Annotated in this window: 16 protein-coding genes; 6 read left to right on the top strand and 10 right to left on the bottom strand. The window is 71.8% G+C overall.

The features are described from left to right. The first annotated feature begins 148 nt into the window (after nucleotides 1–148). Nucleotides 149–1,324 (top strand): acyl-CoA dehydrogenase family protein, encoded by a 1,176-nt coding sequence (locus tag ACIP79_RS14390; RefSeq protein ID WP_401223006.1) that lies wholly within the window; start codon nucleotides 149–151, stop codon nucleotides 1,322–1,324. 316 nt (nucleotides 1,325–1,640) lie between these two features. Then, nucleotides 1,641–2,141: a flavin reductase family protein gene (locus tag ACIP79_RS14385; protein WP_401223418.1), complete on the top strand. Its 501-nt coding sequence runs from the start codon at nucleotides 1,641–1,643 to the stop codon at nucleotides 2,139–2,141. A gap of 149 nt (nucleotides 2,142–2,290) precedes the next feature. Here ACIP79_RS14385 and ACIP79_RS14380 read toward each other — a convergent pair whose 3' ends face one another. The 4 genes from ACIP79_RS14380 to lipB form a co-directional block, all read right to left on the bottom strand. Continuing rightward, on the bottom strand, nucleotides 2,291–2,989 hold the full coding sequence (locus tag ACIP79_RS14380) for a DUF4191 domain-containing protein (RefSeq protein ID WP_401223004.1): 699 nt from the start codon (nucleotides 2,987–2,989) through the stop codon (nucleotides 2,291–2,293). Nucleotides 2,990–3,075: 86 nt separating this feature from the next. Beyond that, nucleotides 3,076–3,273 (bottom strand): hypothetical protein, encoded by a 198-nt coding sequence (locus ACIP79_RS14375; protein WP_401223002.1) that lies wholly within the window; start codon nucleotides 3,271–3,273, stop codon nucleotides 3,076–3,078. Between the two features lie 401 nt (nucleotides 3,274–3,674). Continuing rightward, the gene (gene lipA / locus ACIP79_RS14370) at nucleotides 3,675–4,640 is read right to left on the bottom strand and encodes a lipoyl synthase (RefSeq protein WP_401223000.1); all 966 of its coding nucleotides are present in this window, start codon (nucleotides 4,638–4,640) and stop codon (nucleotides 3,675–3,677) included. 134 nt (nucleotides 4,641–4,774) lie between these two features. Further along, nucleotides 4,775–5,572: a lipoyl(octanoyl) transferase LipB gene (lipB, locus tag ACIP79_RS14365; protein ID WP_401222999.1), complete on the bottom strand. Its 798-nt coding sequence runs from the start codon at nucleotides 5,570–5,572 to the stop codon at nucleotides 4,775–4,777. 287 nt (nucleotides 5,573–5,859) lie between these two features. On the opposite strand from lipB, the gene ACIP79_RS14360 reads away from it, so the two are divergent. After that, nucleotides 5,860–7,299, top strand: coding sequence for a regulator (locus ACIP79_RS14360; RefSeq protein ID WP_401222997.1), 1,440 nt, complete (start codon nucleotides 5,860–5,862; stop codon nucleotides 7,297–7,299). A 3-nt stretch (nucleotides 7,300–7,302) separates the two neighbouring features. On the opposite strand, the gene ACIP79_RS14355 is transcribed toward ACIP79_RS14360, so the two are convergent. Further along, nucleotides 7,303–8,724 carry an NAD(P)/FAD-dependent oxidoreductase gene (locus tag ACIP79_RS14355; protein ID WP_401222995.1) on the bottom strand — a complete coding sequence of 474 codons (1,422 nt, stop codon included), beginning with the start codon at nucleotides 8,722–8,724 and terminating at the stop codon, nucleotides 7,303–7,305. A gap of 227 nt (nucleotides 8,725–8,951) precedes the next feature. Next, a complete protein-coding gene (locus tag ACIP79_RS14350; RefSeq protein ID WP_401222994.1) occupies nucleotides 8,952–9,803 on the bottom strand; it encodes a peptidoglycan recognition protein in 852 nt (283 codons plus the stop codon). Nucleotides 9,804–10,001: 198 nt separating this feature from the next. Here ACIP79_RS14350 and ACIP79_RS14345 point away from each other — a divergent pair, with 198 nt between their 5' ends. Next, nucleotides 10,002–11,186, top strand: coding sequence for a MarP family serine protease (locus ACIP79_RS14345; protein ID WP_401222992.1), 1,185 nt, complete (start codon nucleotides 10,002–10,004; stop codon nucleotides 11,184–11,186). An 85-nt stretch (nucleotides 11,187–11,271) separates the two neighbouring features. On the opposite strand, the gene ACIP79_RS14340 is transcribed toward ACIP79_RS14345, so the two are convergent. Then, nucleotides 11,272–11,760 carry a GNAT family N-acetyltransferase gene (locus ACIP79_RS14340; RefSeq protein WP_383684068.1) on the bottom strand — a complete coding sequence of 163 codons (489 nt, stop codon included), beginning with the start codon at nucleotides 11,758–11,760 and terminating at the stop codon, nucleotides 11,272–11,274. Nucleotides 11,761–11,831: 71 nt separating this feature from the next. On the opposite strand from ACIP79_RS14340, the gene ACIP79_RS14335 reads away from it, so the two are divergent. Further along, nucleotides 11,832–12,749 carry a TIGR01777 family oxidoreductase gene (locus ACIP79_RS14335; RefSeq protein WP_401222990.1) on the top strand — a complete coding sequence of 306 codons (918 nt, stop codon included), beginning with the start codon at nucleotides 11,832–11,834 and terminating at the stop codon, nucleotides 12,747–12,749. Nucleotides 12,750–13,061: 312 nt separating this feature from the next. After that, nucleotides 13,062–13,298 (top strand): hypothetical protein, encoded by a 237-nt coding sequence (locus ACIP79_RS14330; RefSeq protein WP_401222988.1) that lies wholly within the window; start codon nucleotides 13,062–13,064, stop codon nucleotides 13,296–13,298. A 31-nt stretch (nucleotides 13,299–13,329) separates the two neighbouring features. Here ACIP79_RS14330 and ACIP79_RS14325 read toward each other — a convergent pair whose 3' ends face one another. The 3 genes from ACIP79_RS14325 to aceE all read right to left on the bottom strand — a co-directional run bounded on the left by ACIP79_RS14325 (nucleotide 13,330) and on the right by aceE (nucleotide 17,755). Then, entirely contained in the window at nucleotides 13,330–13,848 is a 519-nt protein-coding gene (locus ACIP79_RS14325) for a DUF4240 domain-containing protein (RefSeq protein WP_401223417.1), read from the bottom strand. Nucleotides 13,849–13,981: 133 nt separating this feature from the next. Continuing rightward, the gene (locus ACIP79_RS14320; protein ID WP_401222986.1) at nucleotides 13,982–14,953 is read right to left on the bottom strand and encodes a helix-turn-helix transcriptional regulator; all 972 of its coding nucleotides are present in this window, start codon (nucleotides 14,951–14,953) and stop codon (nucleotides 13,982–13,984) included. Nucleotides 14,954–15,052: 99 nt separating this feature from the next. Further along, nucleotides 15,053–17,755 (bottom strand): pyruvate dehydrogenase (acetyl-transferring), homodimeric type, encoded by a 2,703-nt coding sequence (aceE, locus tag ACIP79_RS14315; RefSeq protein ID WP_401222984.1) that lies wholly within the window; start codon nucleotides 17,753–17,755, stop codon nucleotides 15,053–15,055. Nucleotides 17,756–17,948: the final 193 nt, after the last annotated feature.

Raw genomic sequence — 17,948 nt, 5'->3', positions numbered from 1 at the left:
GCCGGTCGTGACGCCGGTGGTGACGCCGGTCGTGACGCCGATGGTGACGCCGGTCGGGTGACGGATTGGCCGGTCCCGATCGGGGTCCGGCCGGTGTCGGGCCGTGCCGGGGACACTGCGTCCATTCCCGGTGAAGGTGGTGGACAGCATGTCGCACGACAGCAGGTCGACGATCGTGGCCCGAGCGCCGCGGGTTGCCGAGATCGCGGCCCGGTACAGCGACGAGGCGGAAACCGCCCGCCGGCTCTCGCCGCAGGTGGTCAGCGCGGTGTTGGACGCCGGCTTCGCGCGGCACTTCGTACCGGCGGCACACGGCGGAGAGACCGGCGGCTTCACCGAGCTGACCTCGGCGGTGGCGCTGGTCGGAGAAGGGTGTACGTCAGCGGCCTGGGCGGCCTCGCTGGCCGCCTACGCCGGACGGTACGCGGCGTTCCTGCCCGAGGCGGGGCAGGCGGAGATCTGGGCGGACGGACCGGATGTGGTGCTGGCCGGCGCGCTCATGCCGTCCGGCAAGGCGGAACCCGTCGACGGCGGCTGGCGGCTGAGCGGTGAGTGGAAGTACATCAGCGGGGTGCACTTCGCCGACTGGGCGCTCGCCTGCGCGGTCGTACCTGCCGAGGAGGGGAACGCCCAGAACTCCGCGGAGCGGCCCGAGGTGCTGTTCTTCGCGGTGCCGCGGGCCGACTTCTCCATCGAGGACAGCTGGTTCACCGTGGGGATGCGCGGGACCGGCAGCCACACCCTGCTCCTCTCCGACGTCTTCGTGCCCGAGCACCTGACCCTGCCGCGCTCGGCCGTCCACGCCGGCCGCGCGCCCGCGTCGGACGCCCGCTGCCACATCGTCCCGATGTACGCCGTGAACGCCCTGCCGTTCGCCGCTCCGCTGATCGGGGCCGCCCGAGGCGCACTGCGCGCCTGGATCACGCGGACCGGGCAGCGCGTCGACCGACGGGGACGGGCCGTCCGCGAGATGCCGTCGGCGCAGGTCTCCCTGGCCCGCTCGGCCGCCGAGGTGGACGCCGCCGAACTCCTCATCCTGCGGACGGCGGCGGTGGCCGACGGCACGGAGTGTCCGCCGGAGGGCGAGACGGCGGTCCGGGGCGCCAGGGACCTCGCACTGGCGGTGGAACTGCTCGTCTCGGCGGTCGACCGGGTCTTCCGCGCGAGCGGGACGTCGGGGCAGTCCTCGTCCGACCCCGTACAGCGGTTCTGGAGGGACGTGAACAGCGCTGCTTCGCACGTGGCGCTGTCCTTCGAAACCACCGGTGCGGCTTACGGCGCCTGGGCGCTGTCCGGCGACGAGCGGACGAACGCGGTGCGATGACCCCGGTTCGGCAGGCCGCTTCGGGCACCCGTTCGGCGGCACCTCTCGAACGCGGCACGCCCGGGGCGCGGGGACGGGAGCGCCGCGTCGACGCAGGTGGTGAGCGCCGCCGGGGCACCACTGGTCCGGTTGCCCGTCCGGAACGGCGACGGCATAGTCGTCCTGGACGCGCGTGACATCTCGAACACGGTGGGTGGCCTCCACATCGCCGTGACCGACATCCACGATCGCCATGAACGCGGCCAAGCAGAGCGCTCGCCTGTCAGTCCTCCGGGAGTTGACGATGGTTCAGCAGATCGACGGCGGTTCCGCTGCCATGACGGATCGCCAGGACGCGATGGACGCCGAAGCGACCTCCGAGCAGTTCCGTGCCGCGATGGCGCGTTTTCCCTCGGGCGTGGTCGTGGTGACCACCCGTTGCGCGGACGGAACCCCCCGGGGATTCACGGCCAGCTCCTTCTGTTCGGTCTCGCTGGAGCCGCCGATGATCCTCGTGTGTCTGGCGAACTCGGCCGATTCGGCGGCGTCGTTCGAGTGCTGCGACCGTTTCGCGGTGAGTGTGCTGGCCCCGGACCACCGTCCGCTCGCACTGCGCTTCGCCACCAAGGGCACCGACAAGTTCGCGTCGGGCGGGCTGGGCCTCAGCCCCGACGGGCTGCCGACCGTCGAGCGGGCGCTGTCCGAACTGGACTGCGCGGCGCACGCCCGTCACCGGGTCGGGGACCACACGGTCCTGATAGGCCGGGTGAAAGCCGTGCGCCTCGGTGAGGGGTCCCCGATGGTGTACTACGACCGGGCGTTCAGAACCCTGGTCTGACGGCGTCCGCGCGGCCTGCGGGACGCGTCACGGTTCCCCGGTCGTCACACACAGACGCTCCCCGCAGCCGCTCCCGTACACAGAGATGCTCCCGTACACAGAGATGCTCCCCGTCATGTGGATGACGGGGAGCATCGGAACAAGAATCGTCAGCGCATCTTGCCGCGCGGCATCCGCATGCCCTTGGGCATCGGCCCCTTCGGCAGCGGCATGTTGCTCATCAGGTCGCCCATCGCGCGCAGCCGGTCGTTGGTCGCGGTGACCTGCGGGCCGGCCAGCACACGCGGCAGCTTCAGCATCGTCGTGCGGAGCTTCTTGAGCTCCACCTGGCCCTCGCCGGTGCCCACGAGGATGTCGTGCACCGGGACGTCCGAGACGATCCGCGCCATCTTCCTCTTCTCGGCGGCCAGCAGGCTCTTCACCCGGTTCGGGTTGCCCTCGGCCACCAGCACGATGCCGGCCTTGCCGACCGCGCGGTGCACCACGTCCTGGCTGCGGTTCATCGCCACCGCCGGAGTCGTGGTCCAGCCCCGGCCGATGTTGTCCAGCACCGCCGCGGCCGCGCCCGGCTGGCCCTCCATCTGCCCGAAGGCGGCCCGCTCGGCCCTGCGTCCGAAGACGATCGCCGTCGCGAGGAAGGCGAGCAGGAGGCCGAAGATCCCGAGATAGATCGGGTGGCCGATCAAGAAGCCGATCGCGAGGAAGACACCGAGGGTGACGATTCCGACAGCCGCGAGAACAAGACCGATCTTTGAGTCGGCCTTGCGGGTCATCTTGTAAGTCAGAGCGATCTGCTTGAGTCGCCCGGGTTCGGCAGCGGCGTCCGCTGCGCTTTCCTTCCTCGCCATGCCTGGAAGTCTACGTGGCCCGGCGAGCGCCTTCGACGGCAGTACCGGCGGAGGCCCGCCCGGGTGCCGGGAGGGCCCGGCGGAGACTACAGACGCGTCGCGACGGCTTCCAGCACCTGCTGCGCCTCGACCCTGTCCTTGGCGCGGCGGCGGTCCTCCAGGACGGACGTCCAGGCGTTGCGGCGGGCGGTGCGCTGGCCGCCGCTCAGCAGGATCGACTCGACGGCACGGAGTGCATTGGTGAACGACGGAATCGCGGTGGCGCGTACGGGCGCGGCCTGCATGATGGTGTTCCCCCCTCGGGACATCGGCTCTGGCGGGTGCGGTACGGGGTCTGCAACCAGGGTCACTGATTGGTGTTACCAGGGCGTGACCGACCGGTCAAACACGAATGAAACGTTGACGTTCCGGGGCCGATCCTTGACGCGTCCCCGGCGAGGCCCCCATCTGCGGGGAAGGCGTCAGGGGTGCCGAACGGGCCATTGTGCGTGGTGAGTTGCTTGTGTGCCGATTCACATGAAAGCGGTGGCACTCAGTGCCACCGCTCTCCTGGACCCACTCGCTCCACCGAGCCCGTCCGACTAGGCCGTACGAGGCCCTGAGTCGTCCTGGACCGTCCTGGTCCGTCCGGCGCCGTCCGGATCTCCGACCGCCGCGCCCGTACGAGCCGGACGCGGACCGCTCCTCAGACCGCCTGCGAGGCGACGTACGCGCCGCGCTTCTCGACGGCCATCTGGTAGAGCCGGCCGGCCCGGTAGGAGGAGCGGACCAGCGGGCCCGACATGACACCGGAGAAGCCGATCTGCTCGGCCTCGTCCTTCAGCTCCACGAACTCGTGCGGCTTGACCCAGCGCTCCACGGGGTGGTGACGCACGGAGGGCCGCAGGTACTGCGTGATGGTGATCAGCTCGCAGCCCGCCTCGTGAAGCTGGCGGAGCGCCTCGCTGACCTCTTCGCGGGTCTCACCCATGCCGAGGATCAGGTTCGACTTCGTGACCAGACCGTAGTCGCGGGCCTCGGTGATGACCTTCAGTGAGCGCTCGTAGCGGAAGCCGGGGCGGATGCGCTTGAAGATCCGGGGGACCGTCTCGACGTTGTGCGCGAAGACCTCGGGGCGCGAGGAGAAGACCTCGGCGAGCTGCTCGGGCTCGGCGTTGAAGTCGGGGGCGAGCAACTCGACCTTGGTGCGGCCGGTCTCGCGGCCCGACGTCTGGGCGTGGATCTGGCGGACCGTCTCCGCGTACAGCCAGGCGCCGCCGTCCGCCAGGTCGTCGCGGGCGACGCCGGTGATCGTGGCGTAGTTCAGGTCCATCGTGACGACGGACTCGCCCACGCGGCGGGGCTCGTCGCGGTCCAGCGCCTCGGGCTTGCCCGTGTCGATCTGGCAGAAGTCGCAGCGCCGGGTGCACTGGTCGCCGCCGATGAGGAAGGTGGCCTCGCGGTCTTCCCAGCACTCGTAGATGTTGGGACAGCCCGCCTCCTGGCAGACGGTGTGCAGACCCTCGCTCTTCACCAGGGCCTGCATCTTCGTGTACTCGGGACCCATTTTCGCCCGGGTCTTGATCCACTCGGGCTTGCGCTCGATGGGGGTCTGGGCGTTCCGGACCTCCAGGCGCAGCATCTTGCGTCCGTCGGGTGCGACTGCGGACACATCGGCTCCCTGTTTATTGCTGGGCGTAGTCTTCGAATCTTCGGCGTACACCAGGGTACGCCCGTGCGGTTCCTGGTCCTTGCGGTGGTCAACCTTCGGGAACGGGGGTGCATTCCCGGGGTCCCGGACAGCCGTCAGGCCGACGCCCGCTCCACGAGCCGCGGCTTGAGGTCCGCGTGCTCCAGCACGTCCCGCAGATGCCGCTCGGCCACCGGCAGGACCTCGTCGATGGTGATGTCGCGGCCCAGTTCGCCGGCGAGCGAGGCGACCCCCGCGTCGCGGATGCCGCACGGGATGATCCGGTCGAACCAGACGTTGTCGGGGTTCACGTTCAGCGCGAAACCGTGCATCGTGACGCCCTTGGCGACCCGGATGCCGATCGCCGCGATCTTGCGGTCCTCGCGGCGCTGGCCGGCGTTGGAGGGGGCGTACTCCGGGCCGTTCATCCGCGGGTCGAACTCGTCGTCCGTCAGGCGGGGGTCGAAGTCGAGGGAGAGCCCGCCGAGTGCCGGACGCTGTTCCACGGGGTCGCCGAGTATCCAGACACCGGAGCGGCCCTCGACGCGGCTGGTCTCCAGGCCGAACTCCGCACACGTACGGATAAGAGCCTCTTCCAGACGGCGTACATGTGCTACCACGTCCACCGGGCGGGGCAGTTTCTGGATCGGGTAGCCCACCAGCTGGCCGGGCCCGTGCCAGGTGATCTTGCCGCCGCGGTCCACGTCGATGACCGGGGTGCCGTCGAGCGGCCGCTCGTTGTCCGCGGTGCGCCGGCCCGCCGTGTAGACCGGCGGGTGCTCCAGGAGGAGACAGGTGTCGGGGACCTCGTCCAGGAAACGGGCGGCGTGCACGCGGCGCTGCTCGTCCCACGCCTCCTGGTAGTCGACGGCCCGCGCGCCGAATCCCATCCGGACGAACCGCAGTTCACTCACGGCAAGCGCCTCCCTTAGAAGCCTCGTCGGGCACGCGGATCACACGAGGTACCTGTGTCAGGCATGTAACGCGCCCACGCCACTGTACGTCCGGCCGATGCCCGTCAGCCCAGCGGTCAATCCTCACACGATCGGATGAATGCCCGTGGAATTGTGCGACCAGGCGCTTACGCTCCGCTACATTCGCGCCGTTCAAGAGGCCAAAAGGGCTGCTCACAGGCAATCCGGGCCACCTCTGCGGCTCCAAGGCCGCTCAGAGGCCCGAAAGGCAGGAGACCGCACCGCAGATGACGGAACGACCCGCGCAGCGCACTCCCAACCGCCAGCTCGCCGCGCTCATCGCAGAAGCGGGGTTCTCCAACGCAGGTCTCGCCCGTCGCGTGGACCAGCTCGGCCTCGAACACGGCCTCGACCTGAGATACGACAAGACCTCGGTCACCCGGTGGCTGCGCGGGCAGCAGCCGAGAGGAACCACACCCGCGCTGATCGCCGAGGTGTTCACCCGCCGCCTCGGACGCCGGCTCAGCGCGCAGGACCTCGGGCTCGACGCCTGCGCCCCGGTGTACGCCGGGCTGGAGTTCGCCGGTTCCCCCGAAGAGGCCGTCGACATCGTCAGCGGCCTGTGGCGCAAGGACTCCGGCAGCCACGCCGAGCTGCGCAAGATCGCCTTCACCCCGGCGGGACTCGTCGTCCCCAGTCGGGACTGGCTCATCGGGAAGGCCGACGAGCGGGTGAGCCGCGGCGAGCCCGCCCCGGGACGGGTGCCCGCGCAGGGCCGCTCCGCCGTGCCGAGACAGCGCGGCCAGACCGAGCGCGGACCCGGCCTGAAGGTCAGCGGCGGCGACATCGCGGCGCTGCGCTCGGTCGGCGAACTCTTCCGCACCCTCGACCACGCCTACGGCGGCGGCCACGCCCGCCAGGCACTGGTCCGCTATCTGGAACACGAGGCCGAGCCGATGCTGCGCGGCGCGTACGGCGAGCAGACCGGACGCCGTCTGTTCGCCGCCACCGCCGACCTCACCCGCCTCGCCGGCTGGACCTCGTACGACATCGCCGCGCACGGCCTGGCCCAGCGCTACTTCGTCCAGGCGCTGCGCCTCTCGCAGGCGGCCGGGGACCGCGGGTACGGCTCGTACGTGCTGGTGACGATGAGCAGGCAGGCGGTCTACCTGGGACACGGCAGGGAGGCCGTACAGCTCGCGAGGGTGGCCCAGCAGGGCGTCGGGGCGGCGGCGTCGCCCGTGGTGCAGGCCATGCTGCACTCCGTCGAGGCGCGCGGGCACGGGGTGCTCGGGGAGGTACGGGCCTGCACGGCGTCCCTGGTGCGCGCCGAGCGGGCGCTGGAAGCGGCCCGCGCCGGGGACGAGGTCCCCTACTGGGCGCGGTTCTTCGACGAGGCACAACTCGCCGACGAGTTCGGGCACTGCCACCGCGACCTCCAGCAGTACCGGGCCGCCGCGCAGCACGCCGAGCGCTCGCTCCAGTTGCGGGCGCCCGGCTATGCGCGCAGCCGGCTGTTCTGCCGTGTGGTGCTCGCCTCGGCGCGGCTCGGCCTCGGGGAGCTCGACCAGGCCTGCCAGCTGGGGGCCGAGGCCGCCGGGCAGGCGCAGGAGATGCGGTCGGTGCGGGCCATCGAGTACGTACGGGACTTCGAGCGCCGGCTGGAGCCCTACCGGGACGCGGCCCCCGTACGCGGATACCGGGACCGGGTGGCGGCGCTCGGCTGAGGCTCAGGCCGCCTCCGCCTCCCGGGACTCCTCGCGTAAGGCGGGGCGGGCGCCCAGGTCCATGAGCACGGCGTGGGCCGCCCGGCGGGCCGAGTGGAGCGCGCCCTGCACGGTGCTCGTGTCTCGGTGGTCCCCGCACACGTACAGGCCCGCCAGGAGGCGTACCGGGCGGTGCAGGTCGTGCGGCGGGGGCATCGCCGGGACCGCCTCCGGGTCGTGGTGGACCGCGAGGAGCTCCCAGCGCGCGGTCGACGTCCCGTAGAGGCGGGCCAGTTGGGCGCGGACCGCCGCGTCCAGCCGGCCGGGCGCTGGCGGAGTGCCGAGGACGGTGGAGGAGACGAGCGCCCGTCCGGCCGGGGCGCGGGTCGCGTCGACCTCGCTGATGACCGCCGTGTGCGCCACCGGGCCGCTCCGGTCCGCGTCCAGCAGGAGGGCGGGTTCCGTGAGCGGGGGCTCGTCCGTGGTGTGGTGCACCACCGTCACCGGGTGGAAGGCCGGCACGTGCAGGCCGGGCAGCAGCTCGGCGGCGGCGCGCGCTCCGGTCGCCAACAGGACGGCACGGCAGCCGAGTTCGCCGTGCTCACGGGTCGTCACCCTGGTGGTGGAGACCGCGTCGACCCGGACGCCGGTGCGGACCGTGCCCGGTGGGAGCGAGGCCGCGAGCAGTTCGGGCAGCGCGTCCGCTCCGCCCTCCGGCAGACACAGCCGGCCGGTGACGAAGGAGTGCAGCGCCAGGTCCGCGCAGCGGCTGGAGGTCCGCAGGTCCGGGTCGCAGAGGAGGGCGGCGAGCAGCGGACGCAGGAAGCCCTCGACCGTGCGGGGCGGCAGACCGAGAGCGGCCGACGACTGGCCGGCGGGGAGATCCGGGCGGGCCAGGAGGCGGGCCGGCGGGGTGTCGGCGAGGCGGGCCAGCGCGGTGGCGAGCCGGGTCTGGTCGAAGGGATCTCCGGGGACGCCGGACCGGGACGCGTCCGCCTGGAGCCGGGGTCGGGGAAGGCGGGGGGCGCTCGCGAGGGCGCGTGCGGCGTTGAGTGCGCCCCTCGCGCTCCGGGGTGCGAGAGGGGTGCTCGCACGATGGTGCCGACCGCCGCTGTGGAGCAGGACCCCCGGGGAGAACGGGCGCAGGGTCAGGCTGTCCAGACCCGGCGTGCGCCGGAGTTCGGGGTACGCCGTGGAGAGCAGCCGGCCCGCGCGGTCGAGCCGGAAACCGTCGACTTTCTCCGTGGACATGCGGCCCCCCACGTGCCGGGTGGCCTCCAGGACGGTGGCCGTGAGGCCCGCCCTGGTCAGGTGCTGGGCGGCTGCGAGGCCGGCGGCCCCGGCCCCCACGATGACGACGTCCACGTCTTGCGCCGGGCGAGCGGGCTCTAGCACGTGCTCCTCCTCGAGGTTGCGCGACAGTGCCTTGCCGGGTGGGGACGTCATGCCCCCAACGGGCTTACGGGAAGCCCGAGTTCGGACCGAGGCTAGGGACGTCACGGGCGAGGTCAAGTCGTGCGGAGACCGTGCACGGTCGCATGGGGGTGCGCGCCGCTGAAATCCTTTCAGCCCGTCCGGCGTCTGAGGACGAGCGCGAAGCGCGACAGCGGGGGTCTGGGGGCGGCAGCCCCCAGGAACGGGACGGGTAGGGGCGGAGGGGGCGAAAAAGCCCCTCAGCGCCCCTGAAGCCGCGCCGCCGTCTGCCGGATCTCCGGCAGCCGGGCCGTCAGCGCCGCTCCCGGGCAACTCGTCATGAACCCGTCGTTGTGCCCGGACAGCGTGTGCAGCACGGCCGACGTCCCGGCGGCGTACCGCGCGAGGTCGTTGCTGGAGACGAGCCGGACCGTGGCCCGCGGATCCACGTCCGACAGCCCGAGCTTCCAGGCCGCGACCGCCGCGATCGCCTCGGTCATGGCCCGCGGCACCGGCGTACCCGCCGTGAACGTCCCGATGGCCGCGATCCCCGCGGTGCGATGGTTGAACCCCTGCGCGTGCGCCCCGGTCACCGCCCGGTCGACGCCCCCCGCGCGGCCCTCGTAGATCGTGCCGCAGCGGTCGACGAGGAAGTTGTAGCCGATGTCGTCCCACTGCCGGGCGCCGGTCTGGCCGGCGTACAGGTAGCGGATGATCCGGGGCGCGTCCGCGCAGGCGTACCCGTTCGGCGAGTCGGTGTGGTGCACGAAGACGGCGACGACCCGGTCGTCGTAGCGGGCGGGCGGCTGGTCGTGCCTGCTCTCGGCGTCCAGCCAGTGGGACCGGGGGACTATGGGTGGCTTGGCGGCGGGGTGGGCCACGGCGGGCCGGGCCGCGACCGGCGGACGCGCGGAACGGTCTCCCGCACCGCCCAGCCACAGGGCGCCCAGGACCAGCAGCAGGACGGCGATCAGCCCGGGTACGCAGACGAGCGCGACGCGCGCCGCCAGCGGCAGCGGTACCTCCCGTGCCGGGAGCAGGCGGCGCACCGCACGCCACGCCCGCTCCCCGCTCCGTATTCGGACCCCCCGCGCCTTCCACGAGACACGCATGCACTCACCCTGACCCGGATGCCCCCACCCCGCGATGTGTGTTGTGCCACCCGGACGAACCACGTTGGAACCATCGGCCCGGTGCGGGACGTTTTTAGAGGTCCAGGCACGCGTGGCCGTTTCCCGGCGCCACACGCGCGTGTCTGATCACTGGGCCCGCGGCACGCGTACTGGGGGGCCCGAGAGAAAGGCGGCCCCGTGGACGTGCTCGACCTACTGCTGTTGCTGGTGATCCTGGGCTACGCGGCGTCCGGCTACCGCCGGGGCCTGGTCGCGGGCTGTCTCTCGCTGGCCGGGTTCGTGGGCGGCGCCGTCATCGGCGTATGGGTGCTGCCCTGGATGATGGAGCTGGTCACACCGGGCACACCCGGGGCGACGGTGACAGCCGTGCTGACCGTCCTGGTCCCCGCCGTGGTGGGCCACGAACTGATGGGGCGGCTGGCCATGAAGGTGCGCCGCGAGCTGGACCGCGGGCCGCTGCGGGTGGCCGACGGGATCGGCGGGGCCGCGGCGAACACGGTGGCCGTGCTCCTGGTGGCATGGGTGGCGGCGAGCGTCCTGGGCGCGTCCTCGTCCGCCGTCGTCACCCAGTCGATCCGCAACTCCGCCCTGCTGGGCGCCGTACAGAACGCGATGCCCGAGACCACGCCGACCTGGTTCTCGCGCGCCACCTCCGCGCTCACCGAGGCGGGCTTCCCACAGGTCTTCAACCCCTTCGAGAACGAACCGGCGGCGGGCGTCGCCAAGCCCTCGGGGGACAGCGTCACCGTCGCCGCGACGAACGCCGCCAAGAACAGCACGGTCAAGGTCGAGGGCGTCTCGGGCAACCAGGGCCGCGAGGGCAGCGGCTTCGTCTACACGTCCGAGCACGTGATGACCAACGCCCACGTGGTGGCGGGCATCGACGACCCGACCGTACGGGTGGGCGGTGTGGGCCGGGCGTACGAGGCGAAGGTGGTGCTCTTCGACCCGCAGAAGGACGTCGCCGTCCTGTACGTGCCGGACCTCCGGGCGCCCGTGCTCCCCTTCGACGACACCGCCTCGCGCGGCGACTCGGCGGTCGTGGCGGGTTACCCCCAGGACGGCGGCCTCGACCTCCAGGCGGCCACGGTCGCGAGCCGGATCGACGCCACGGGCCAGAACATCTACAGCACGGACACCGTCACCCGCGAGATCTACTCGATCCGCTCCACCGTCCGTCCCGGCAACTCCGGCGGCCCTCTCCTCACCACCGAGGGCAAGGTGTACGGCGTCGTCTTCGCCCGCTCGACCTCCGACGCCGAGACGGGCTACGTCCTGACGGCCGACGAGGTCGCCCCGGACGCCAGGCAGGCGCGGAACGCCACGGCGCCGGTGGACACGGGAGACCTCATCTCCTCCTGAGTCCGCCGCCGCGGACCCGGCGGGCGAGGGCCCGCCGGGTCGGACCGGAGCCGGGTTAGACGGAGCCCGGTTAGACGGAGCCGGTTCAGACCGTGCGGCCCATGAGCACGTCGTCGACGTAACCGCCGTCGAGCAGGAACTCCTCGGGCAGGATCCCCTCGACCACGAACCCCTCGGACTCGTAGAGCTTCCTCGCCGGGGTGTTGTGCCCGAGGACGCGCAGCGTGAGGCGCCGGGCACCCTGCCGCCGCGCCTCGTCCAGCACCGCCCGCAGCAACGCCCGCGCGACCCCCGCCCCGCGCGCCTCCTCCGAGACGACGAGCCCCTGGATCTGCCGGACATGGGAGTTGCAGGGGAGGGGCGTGGGGAACCCCAGCCGGATGTAGCCGACGACCTCGCCGCCGATCTCGGCGAGGAGATGGTCCCGTGGGCCGAACCGCTCGTTGTAGAAGGGCTCGTACGGCGGACGCGGGCGCGGCGTGACCGCGTGCAGCGTGGACCAGGTGACGCGGTCGAGTCGGCCGAGCGTGTCCTCGTCGTCGAAGGTGGCGAAACGTATATGCGGATCCGGCATGAGGATCACTGTACGGCGGCCACCCGGGGCCCCGTCCCGTGATTTTCCGCCCGGCGGGGCAGGATGGACCCATGAGCGAATCGCCCCTTGCCCCCGGTTCCCGCGTCGCGATCGCCGGTGCGTCCGGCCTGATCGGTTCGGCGCTGGCACGCTCCCTGACCTCGGACGGACACGAGGTGATCCGTCTCGTCCGCCGCGCGCCCCGCGGGAGCGACGAGGCCCGGTGGGATCCGGAGAGCCGCCGGGTCGACACGGCGCGGCTGGAGGGCTGCGCCGCGGTGGTCAACCTCGCCGGCGCGGGGGTCGCCTCGCGGTACTGGACCAAGGAGTACAAGGAGAGGATCCGGCGCAGCCGGGTGGCGGGCACGACGACGCTGGCCGACGCGGTCGCCTCGCTCGACTCGCCGCCGCGGGTCTTCGTCAACGGCAGCGCCATCGGGTTCTACGGCGACACCGGCACCCGGGCGGTGGACGAGTCGGCGCCGCCCGGAGACGGCTTCCTCTCCTCCGTCTGCGTGGAGTGGGAGGGGGCGACGGGCGCCGTGGCGGAGGCGGGCGTCCGTACGGTCTTCGTCCGTACCGGGCTGGTGGTGGCCCGTGAGGGCGGTGCCTGGGCGAAGCTCTTTCCGCTCTTCAAGGCGGGGCTGGGCGGGCGGTTGGGGTCCGGTGAGCAGTACTGGAGTTTCGTCTCGCTGCATGACGAGGTGGCGGCGATCCGGCATCTCATCGACGCGGAGGCCCTGTCCGGGCCGTTCAACGTGACGGCCCCGGAGCCTCTCACCAACCGTGAGATCACCGAGGCCATGGGCCGCGTCCTGCACCGGCCCACCGTCCTCGCCACCCCGGCGCCCCTCCTCCGCCTCGCCCTGGGCGAGATGTCCGGCGACATCCTCGGCAGCCAACGCGTCCTCCCCACCCGCCTCCTCGAATCAGGCTTCACCTTCGCCTTCCCGACGATCGAGGACACACTGCGCGCGGCGACGCGCTGACGGGTTTTTTCGCCCCCTCCGCCCCTTCCCGTCCCGTTCCTGGGGGCTGCGCCCCCAGACCCCCCTTTCGCGCTTCGCGCTCGTCCTCAAACGCCGGACGGGCTGGAAATCTCTAGCGCCGCCCGGGGGGAAAATTTCAGCCCCTCCGGCGTTTGAGGAGCGGGGGTTCGGGGGCGGAGCCCCCGAGAGACGGGACGGGAAGGGGCGGAGGGGGCGAAGAAACAACGCCCACAGCCAAGCCGCAGCCACCTCACAGACTCCCCAGAGCCCCCCGTCCTACGGTCGGCACAGGCACTGACCGGAGGTGGGGATATGAGCAGCAGTCGGAGGAAGACCCCGGAGCGGCGGGGGACGGGCTGGGCGAGGGCGGGACGAGGCCCGTGGACGGTGCTGTGCGCGGTGGCCACGGTGATCCTCGGCCCGGCCGCGGTCACGGCATCCGCCCTGGACCAGGCCAACGCCGCACCCATGCACCACGCGGCGAAGGCCGAGCAGCCACAGGCGTACATCCCGTCTGACCCGGGCCGCCGCAAAACCACGGCGGGCTGAAGCGGCGGGTCGACGCACCGCCCGCGTCAGCTCAGCCCCTGAACCGCTCCCACAACTTGGGATAACGCTCCGAGAGAGCCGCCTCGTTCTCGAAGTCGAGCGGCGTGCCCTCCGGCTCGGGCGGCGCGGGCGGAACCCCCAGGTCCGGAGCGACGACACCGGTGAGCTGTTCGTAGGCCTCGTCCGCCGAATAGCCCAGCTCCTCACCGTCACCGTCGATCTCGTCGTCGAACTCGTCCACGAGATCGGCCAGCGAGTCCGGGTCGTGGACGGCGCCCTCGAAGACCTCCCGGCCCTGGCCGATCAGCCAGCACCGGAAGAAGTCGAAGACGTCGTCGCCGGCCCCGTCGAGGAGTACCCAGGCGGCGCCCCACAGGTCCCAGCGGTAGGCGCGGTTGTAGCGGGACTCGAAGTGCCGGGCGAAGTCCAGGACCGAGTCGGGGTCCAACTGGACGAGCCGCTCGACGAGCAGGTCGGCCTGCTCCTCGGGGTCCCCCTCGGCGGCCTCACGGGTCGCGTCCACCAGCTCCCAGAACTCCGTCTCGTCCATCACGGGTCAAGCATCGGGCCTGGACGGGAGGGACGCACGCGGAGTGCCGCAGATTGTTATGCGTGCACATGCCGAAGGCAGAACCACCGGGTTCGTCCGTATTTAAGGGACGCGGTCACCCATGGCGACGCGGTCACCCGTACAGCGCCGCCAGCCGGGCCGCGTCCGCGGCGAAGCGGTTCCGCAACGCCGCCGGGGACAGCACCTCCGCCTCCGGCCCGAGCCCGGTGAGCTGGCTGTGGGCGATCTCCTCGGACTCGACGCCGAGGGTGACGGTCACCCGGCCCGTGCCGTCGGGCGGGCGGGCGGCGGACAGCGCCTCACGGGCGGAGGCGGGATCGACGACGTACGGCAGCCGGCGCACGCCGGCCGGGGACAGCCGGACGACCACCTCCGTCCGCAGGATGGACCGGGCGAACTCCTCGGCCCGCTCCTCCCAGAAGGCCGGCAGGTCGAAGCCCTCGTCCCGGGCGAAGCGTTCCTCCGAGCCTTCCACCGCCGTGAACCGGTCGAGCCGGTACACCCGGAAGGTCCCCGCCTCGGGAACCCGCGCGCACAGGTACCAGACGCCCGCCTTCAGCACGAGGCCGTACGGTTCGAGGGCCCGCTCCACCTCGGCCGGCCCGCGCAGGTAGCGGGTGGTGATCCGCCGGTCGTCCCACACCGCGTCCGCCACCGCGGGCAGCAGCTCGGGTGCCTTCGGCTCGCTGAACCAGGCGGGCGCGTCCAGATGGAACCGCTGCGCGGCCGTCCGTGAGGCGTCCCGCAGGGACGGAAGCAGCGCCGCGGACACCTTCAGCCGGGCCGCCGAGGCGGCGTCCTCCAGACCCATCTCGCGCAGCGCCCCCGGCACCCCGCTCAGGAACAGCGCCTCCGCCTCACCGCGCGCGAGACCCGTCAGCCGGGTGCGGTAGCCCCCGACCAGTCGGTACCCGCCGGCCCGCCCCCGGTCCGCGTACACCGGGACGCCCGCCTCGCTCAGCGCCTGGGCGTCCCGGGTGACCGTCCGCTCGGACACCTCCAGCTCCCGCGCCAGCTCGGCGGCGGTCATCGAGGGCCGGGACTGGAGCAGCAGCACCATCTTGATCAGGCGGGCAGCGCGCATCCGTCCATGATGCCGGGGATGCCGGGCCCCACCGACAGCGAAGGGGCACGGCGGCCGCCGTACCCCTTCACCCGGTTCACCCGGAACCAGCCGGCAGGCCTACAGGCCGTACCGCTCCCGTGCTTCCTTCACCGCGGTGGCCTTGACCTCGCCACGCCGCGCGAGCTGCGCCAGCGCCGCGACGACGATCGACTCCGCGTCGACGCCGAAGTGGCGGCGGGCGGCGTCACGGGTGTCGGACAGACCGAAGCCGTCGGCACCGAGCGAGGAGTAGTCCTGCTCGACCCACTGCGCGATCTGGTCCGGGACCTGGCGCATGTAGTCGGAGACCGCGAGGACCGGGCCCTCGGCGCCGTGCAGCGCCTGCCGTACGTACGGCACCCGCTCCTCGCCGCGCAGCAGGGCCGCGTCCGCGTCCAGGGCGTCGCGCCGCAGCTCCGTCCAGGAGGTGGCGGACCACACGTCGGCGGCCACCCCCCACTCCTCGGCGAGCAGCTTCTGCGCGGCGAGGGTCCAGTGGATCGCCGTACCGGAGCCGATGAGCTGGACGCGGGCGGCGTTGGCGGCCGGGGTCAGTCCGGCCGACTCGGCGGTGTTGAAGCGGTACAGGCCCTTGACGATCCCCTCGTCGATGCCGGGTCCGCCCGGTTTGGCGGGCTGCGGGATCGGCTCGTTGTAGACCGTCAGGTAGTAGAAGACGTTCTGGTCCTCGCCGGGGGCCGCCTCGCCGTACATCCGGCGCAGACCGTCCTTGACGATCGCCGCGACCTCGTAGGCGAACGCCGGGTCGTACGACATGGCCGCCGGGTTGGTCGCCGCGATGACGGGGGAGTGGCCGTCCGCGTGCTGGAGGCCCTCACCGGTCAGCGTCGTGCGGCCGGCCGTCGCGCCGACCAGGAAGCCGCGGCCGAGCTGGTCGCCGAGCTGCCACATCTGGTCGGCCGTGCGCTGCCACCCGAACATCGAGTAGAAGATGTAGAAGGGGATCATCGCCTCACCGTGCGTGGAGTACGCGGTGGACGCGGCGATGAAGTCCGCCATGGAACCGGCCTCGGTGATCCCCTCGTTGAGGATCTGGCCGTCCTTGGCCTCCTTGTAGTACATCAGCTGGTCGCGGTCGACCGGCTCGTACGTCTGGCCCTTGGGCGAGTAGATGCCCAGGGAGGGGAAGAGGCTCTCCATGCCGAAGGTGCGCGCCTCGTCGGGGACGATCGGCACCCAGCGCTTACCGGTCTGCTTGTCGCGGACCAGGTCCTTGACGAGCCGGACGAACGCCATCGTCGTCGCCACGTTCTGCGAGCCGGACCCCTTGTCGAAGGACGTGAACGCCTTGTCGGCGGGGGCGGGCAGCGGGGCGAGCGGGTGCGTACGGCGGGCCGGGGCGGGGCCGCCGAGGGCCGCGCGGCGCTCCTGGAGGTAGCGGACCTCGGGGGAGTCGGCGCCCGGGTGACCGTAGGGGACCACGCCGTCGACGAACTGGCTGTCGGAGATGGGCAGTTCGAGCAGGTCACGCATCTGCTTGAACTCGTCCGTCGACAGCTTCTTCATCTGGTGGTTGGCGTTCTTCGACGCGAAGCCCTGGCCGAGCGTGTGGCCCTTGACCGTCTGGGCCAGGATGACCGTCGGAGCACCCTTGTGCTCGACGGCCGCCTTGTAGGCCGCGTACACCTTGCGCGCCTCGTGACCACCGCGCGAGAGGTGGAAACACTCCAGGATCTTGTCGTCGCTCAGCAGCTTCGCCATCTCGACGAGCGCCGGGTCGGCACCGAAGAAGTCCTGGCGGATGTAGGCGGCGTCGCGGGTCTGGTACGTCTGCACCTGCGCGTCGGGTACCTGGCGCAGCCGGCGGACGAGCGCGCCCGTGGTGTCGAGCCGGAACAGCTCGTCCCAGGCGTTGCCCCACAGCGACTTCACGACGTTCCAGCCGGCGCCGCGGAACTGGGCCTCCAGCTCCTGCACGATCTTGAAGTTGGCGCGGACCGGGCCGTCGAGGCGCTGGAGGTTGCAGTTGATGACGAAGGTCAGGTTGTCCAGACCCTCGCGGGAGGCCAGCGCGAGTGCCGCCGTCGACTCCGGCTCGTCCATCTCGCCGTCACCGAGGAACGCCCACACGTGGGACGCCGAGACGTCCTTGACGCCGCGGTTGGTGAGGTAGCGGTTGAAGCGGGCCTGGTAGATCGCGGAGAGCGGGCCGAGGCCCATGGAGACGGTCGGGAACTCCCACAGCCAGGGCAGCCTGCGCGGGTGCGGGTAGGAGGGCAGACCGTCGCCGCCGGACTCGCGGCGGAAGTTGTCGAGGTGGTGCTCGGTCAGCCGGCCGTCGAGGAAGGCGCGGGCGTAGATGCCGGGGGAGGCGTGGCCCTGGATGTAGAGCTGGTCGCCGGACCCGTCACCCTCCTTGCCCTTGAAGAAGTGGTTGAAGCCGGTCTCGTAGAGCCAGGCCGCGGAGGCGAAGGTGGCGATGTGGCCGCCGACGCCGTACTTGCTGCCCCGGGTCACCATCGCGGCCGCGTTCCAGCGGTTCCACGCGGTGATCCGGTTCTCCATCGCCTCGTCGCCGTCCACGGAGGGCTCGGCGGCGGTGGGGATGGTGTTGACGTAGTCGGTCTCAAGCAGCTTGGGCAGCGCGAGACCGTTGCCCTCGGCGCGCTCCAGCGTGCGGCGCATCAGGTACGCGGCACGGTGCGGCCCGGCCGCCTTGGTGACGGCGTCCAGGGAGGCCTGCCATTCGGCGGTCTCCTCGGGGTCGCGGTCCGGGAGCTGGTCGAGCTCGCTCGGCTGGATAGCGGTGGGGTCGGTCATTGCGCCGCCTTCCGGATGCGGAGGGGGGTTCCCTCGTCGGTAAGGGGTTTTCGGGTGCCCTTGTGTCTTTGGCAGGACAGGGCTGCGGGCTCTGGTGGGAGCCCGCCTGAGACTGTAACTCCCTGATCGATGATCGATCAAAGGGTTCCAGCGGAAAATCTCTTGATCACGGGAAAGTAGGCACGCGGTGCCT

It is taken from the genome of Streptomyces sp. NPDC088747 (assembly GCF_044751025.1).
In the GTDB taxonomy this organism is placed as follows: Bacteria; Actinomycetota; Actinomycetes; order Streptomycetales; family Streptomycetaceae; genus Streptomyces.
Note: the sequence above shows the minus strand (reverse complement) of the source record. Positions and strands in the feature narration are given on the sequence as shown.

Coding starts and splice junctions, on each gene's coding strand:
- ACIP79_RS14330 (WP_401222988.1), top strand. CDS start 13,062: ATGAGCAGCAGTCGGAGGAAGACCCCGGAGCGGCGGGGGACGGGCTGG.
- ACIP79_RS14380 (WP_401223004.1), bottom strand. CDS start 2,989: ATGGCGAGGAAGGAAAGCGCAGCGGACGCCGCTGCCGAACCCGGGCGA.
- ACIP79_RS14390 (WP_401223006.1), top strand. CDS start 149: ATGTCGCACGACAGCAGGTCGACGATCGTGGCCCGAGCGCCGCGGGTT.
- ACIP79_RS14340 (WP_383684068.1), bottom strand. CDS start 11,760: ATGCCGGATCCGCATATACGTTTCGCCACCTTCGACGACGAGGACACG.
- ACIP79_RS14350 (WP_401222994.1), bottom strand. CDS start 9,803: ATGCGTGTCTCGTGGAAGGCGCGGGGGGTCCGAATACGGAGCGGGGAG.
- aceE (WP_401222984.1), bottom strand. CDS start 17,755: ATGACCGACCCCACCGCTATCCAGCCGAGCGAGCTCGACCAGCTCCCG.
- ACIP79_RS14325 (WP_401223417.1), bottom strand. CDS start 13,848: ATGGACGAGACGGAGTTCTGGGAGCTGGTGGACGCGACCCGTGAGGCC.
- ACIP79_RS14320 (WP_401222986.1), bottom strand. CDS start 14,953: ATGCGCGCTGCCCGCCTGATCAAGATGGTGCTGCTGCTCCAGTCCCGG.
- ACIP79_RS14335 (WP_401222990.1), top strand. CDS start 11,832: ATGAGCGAATCGCCCCTTGCCCCCGGTTCCCGCGTCGCGATCGCCGGT.
- ACIP79_RS14385 (WP_401223418.1), top strand. CDS start 1,641: ATGACGGATCGCCAGGACGCGATGGACGCCGAAGCGACCTCCGAGCAG.
- ACIP79_RS14375 (WP_401223002.1), bottom strand. CDS start 3,273: ATGCAGGCCGCGCCCGTACGCGCCACCGCGATTCCGTCGTTCACCAAT.
- ACIP79_RS14360 (WP_401222997.1), top strand. CDS start 5,860: ATGACGGAACGACCCGCGCAGCGCACTCCCAACCGCCAGCTCGCCGCG.
- ACIP79_RS14355 (WP_401222995.1), bottom strand. CDS start 8,724: ATGACGTCCCCACCCGGCAAGGCACTGTCGCGCAACCTCGAGGAGGAG.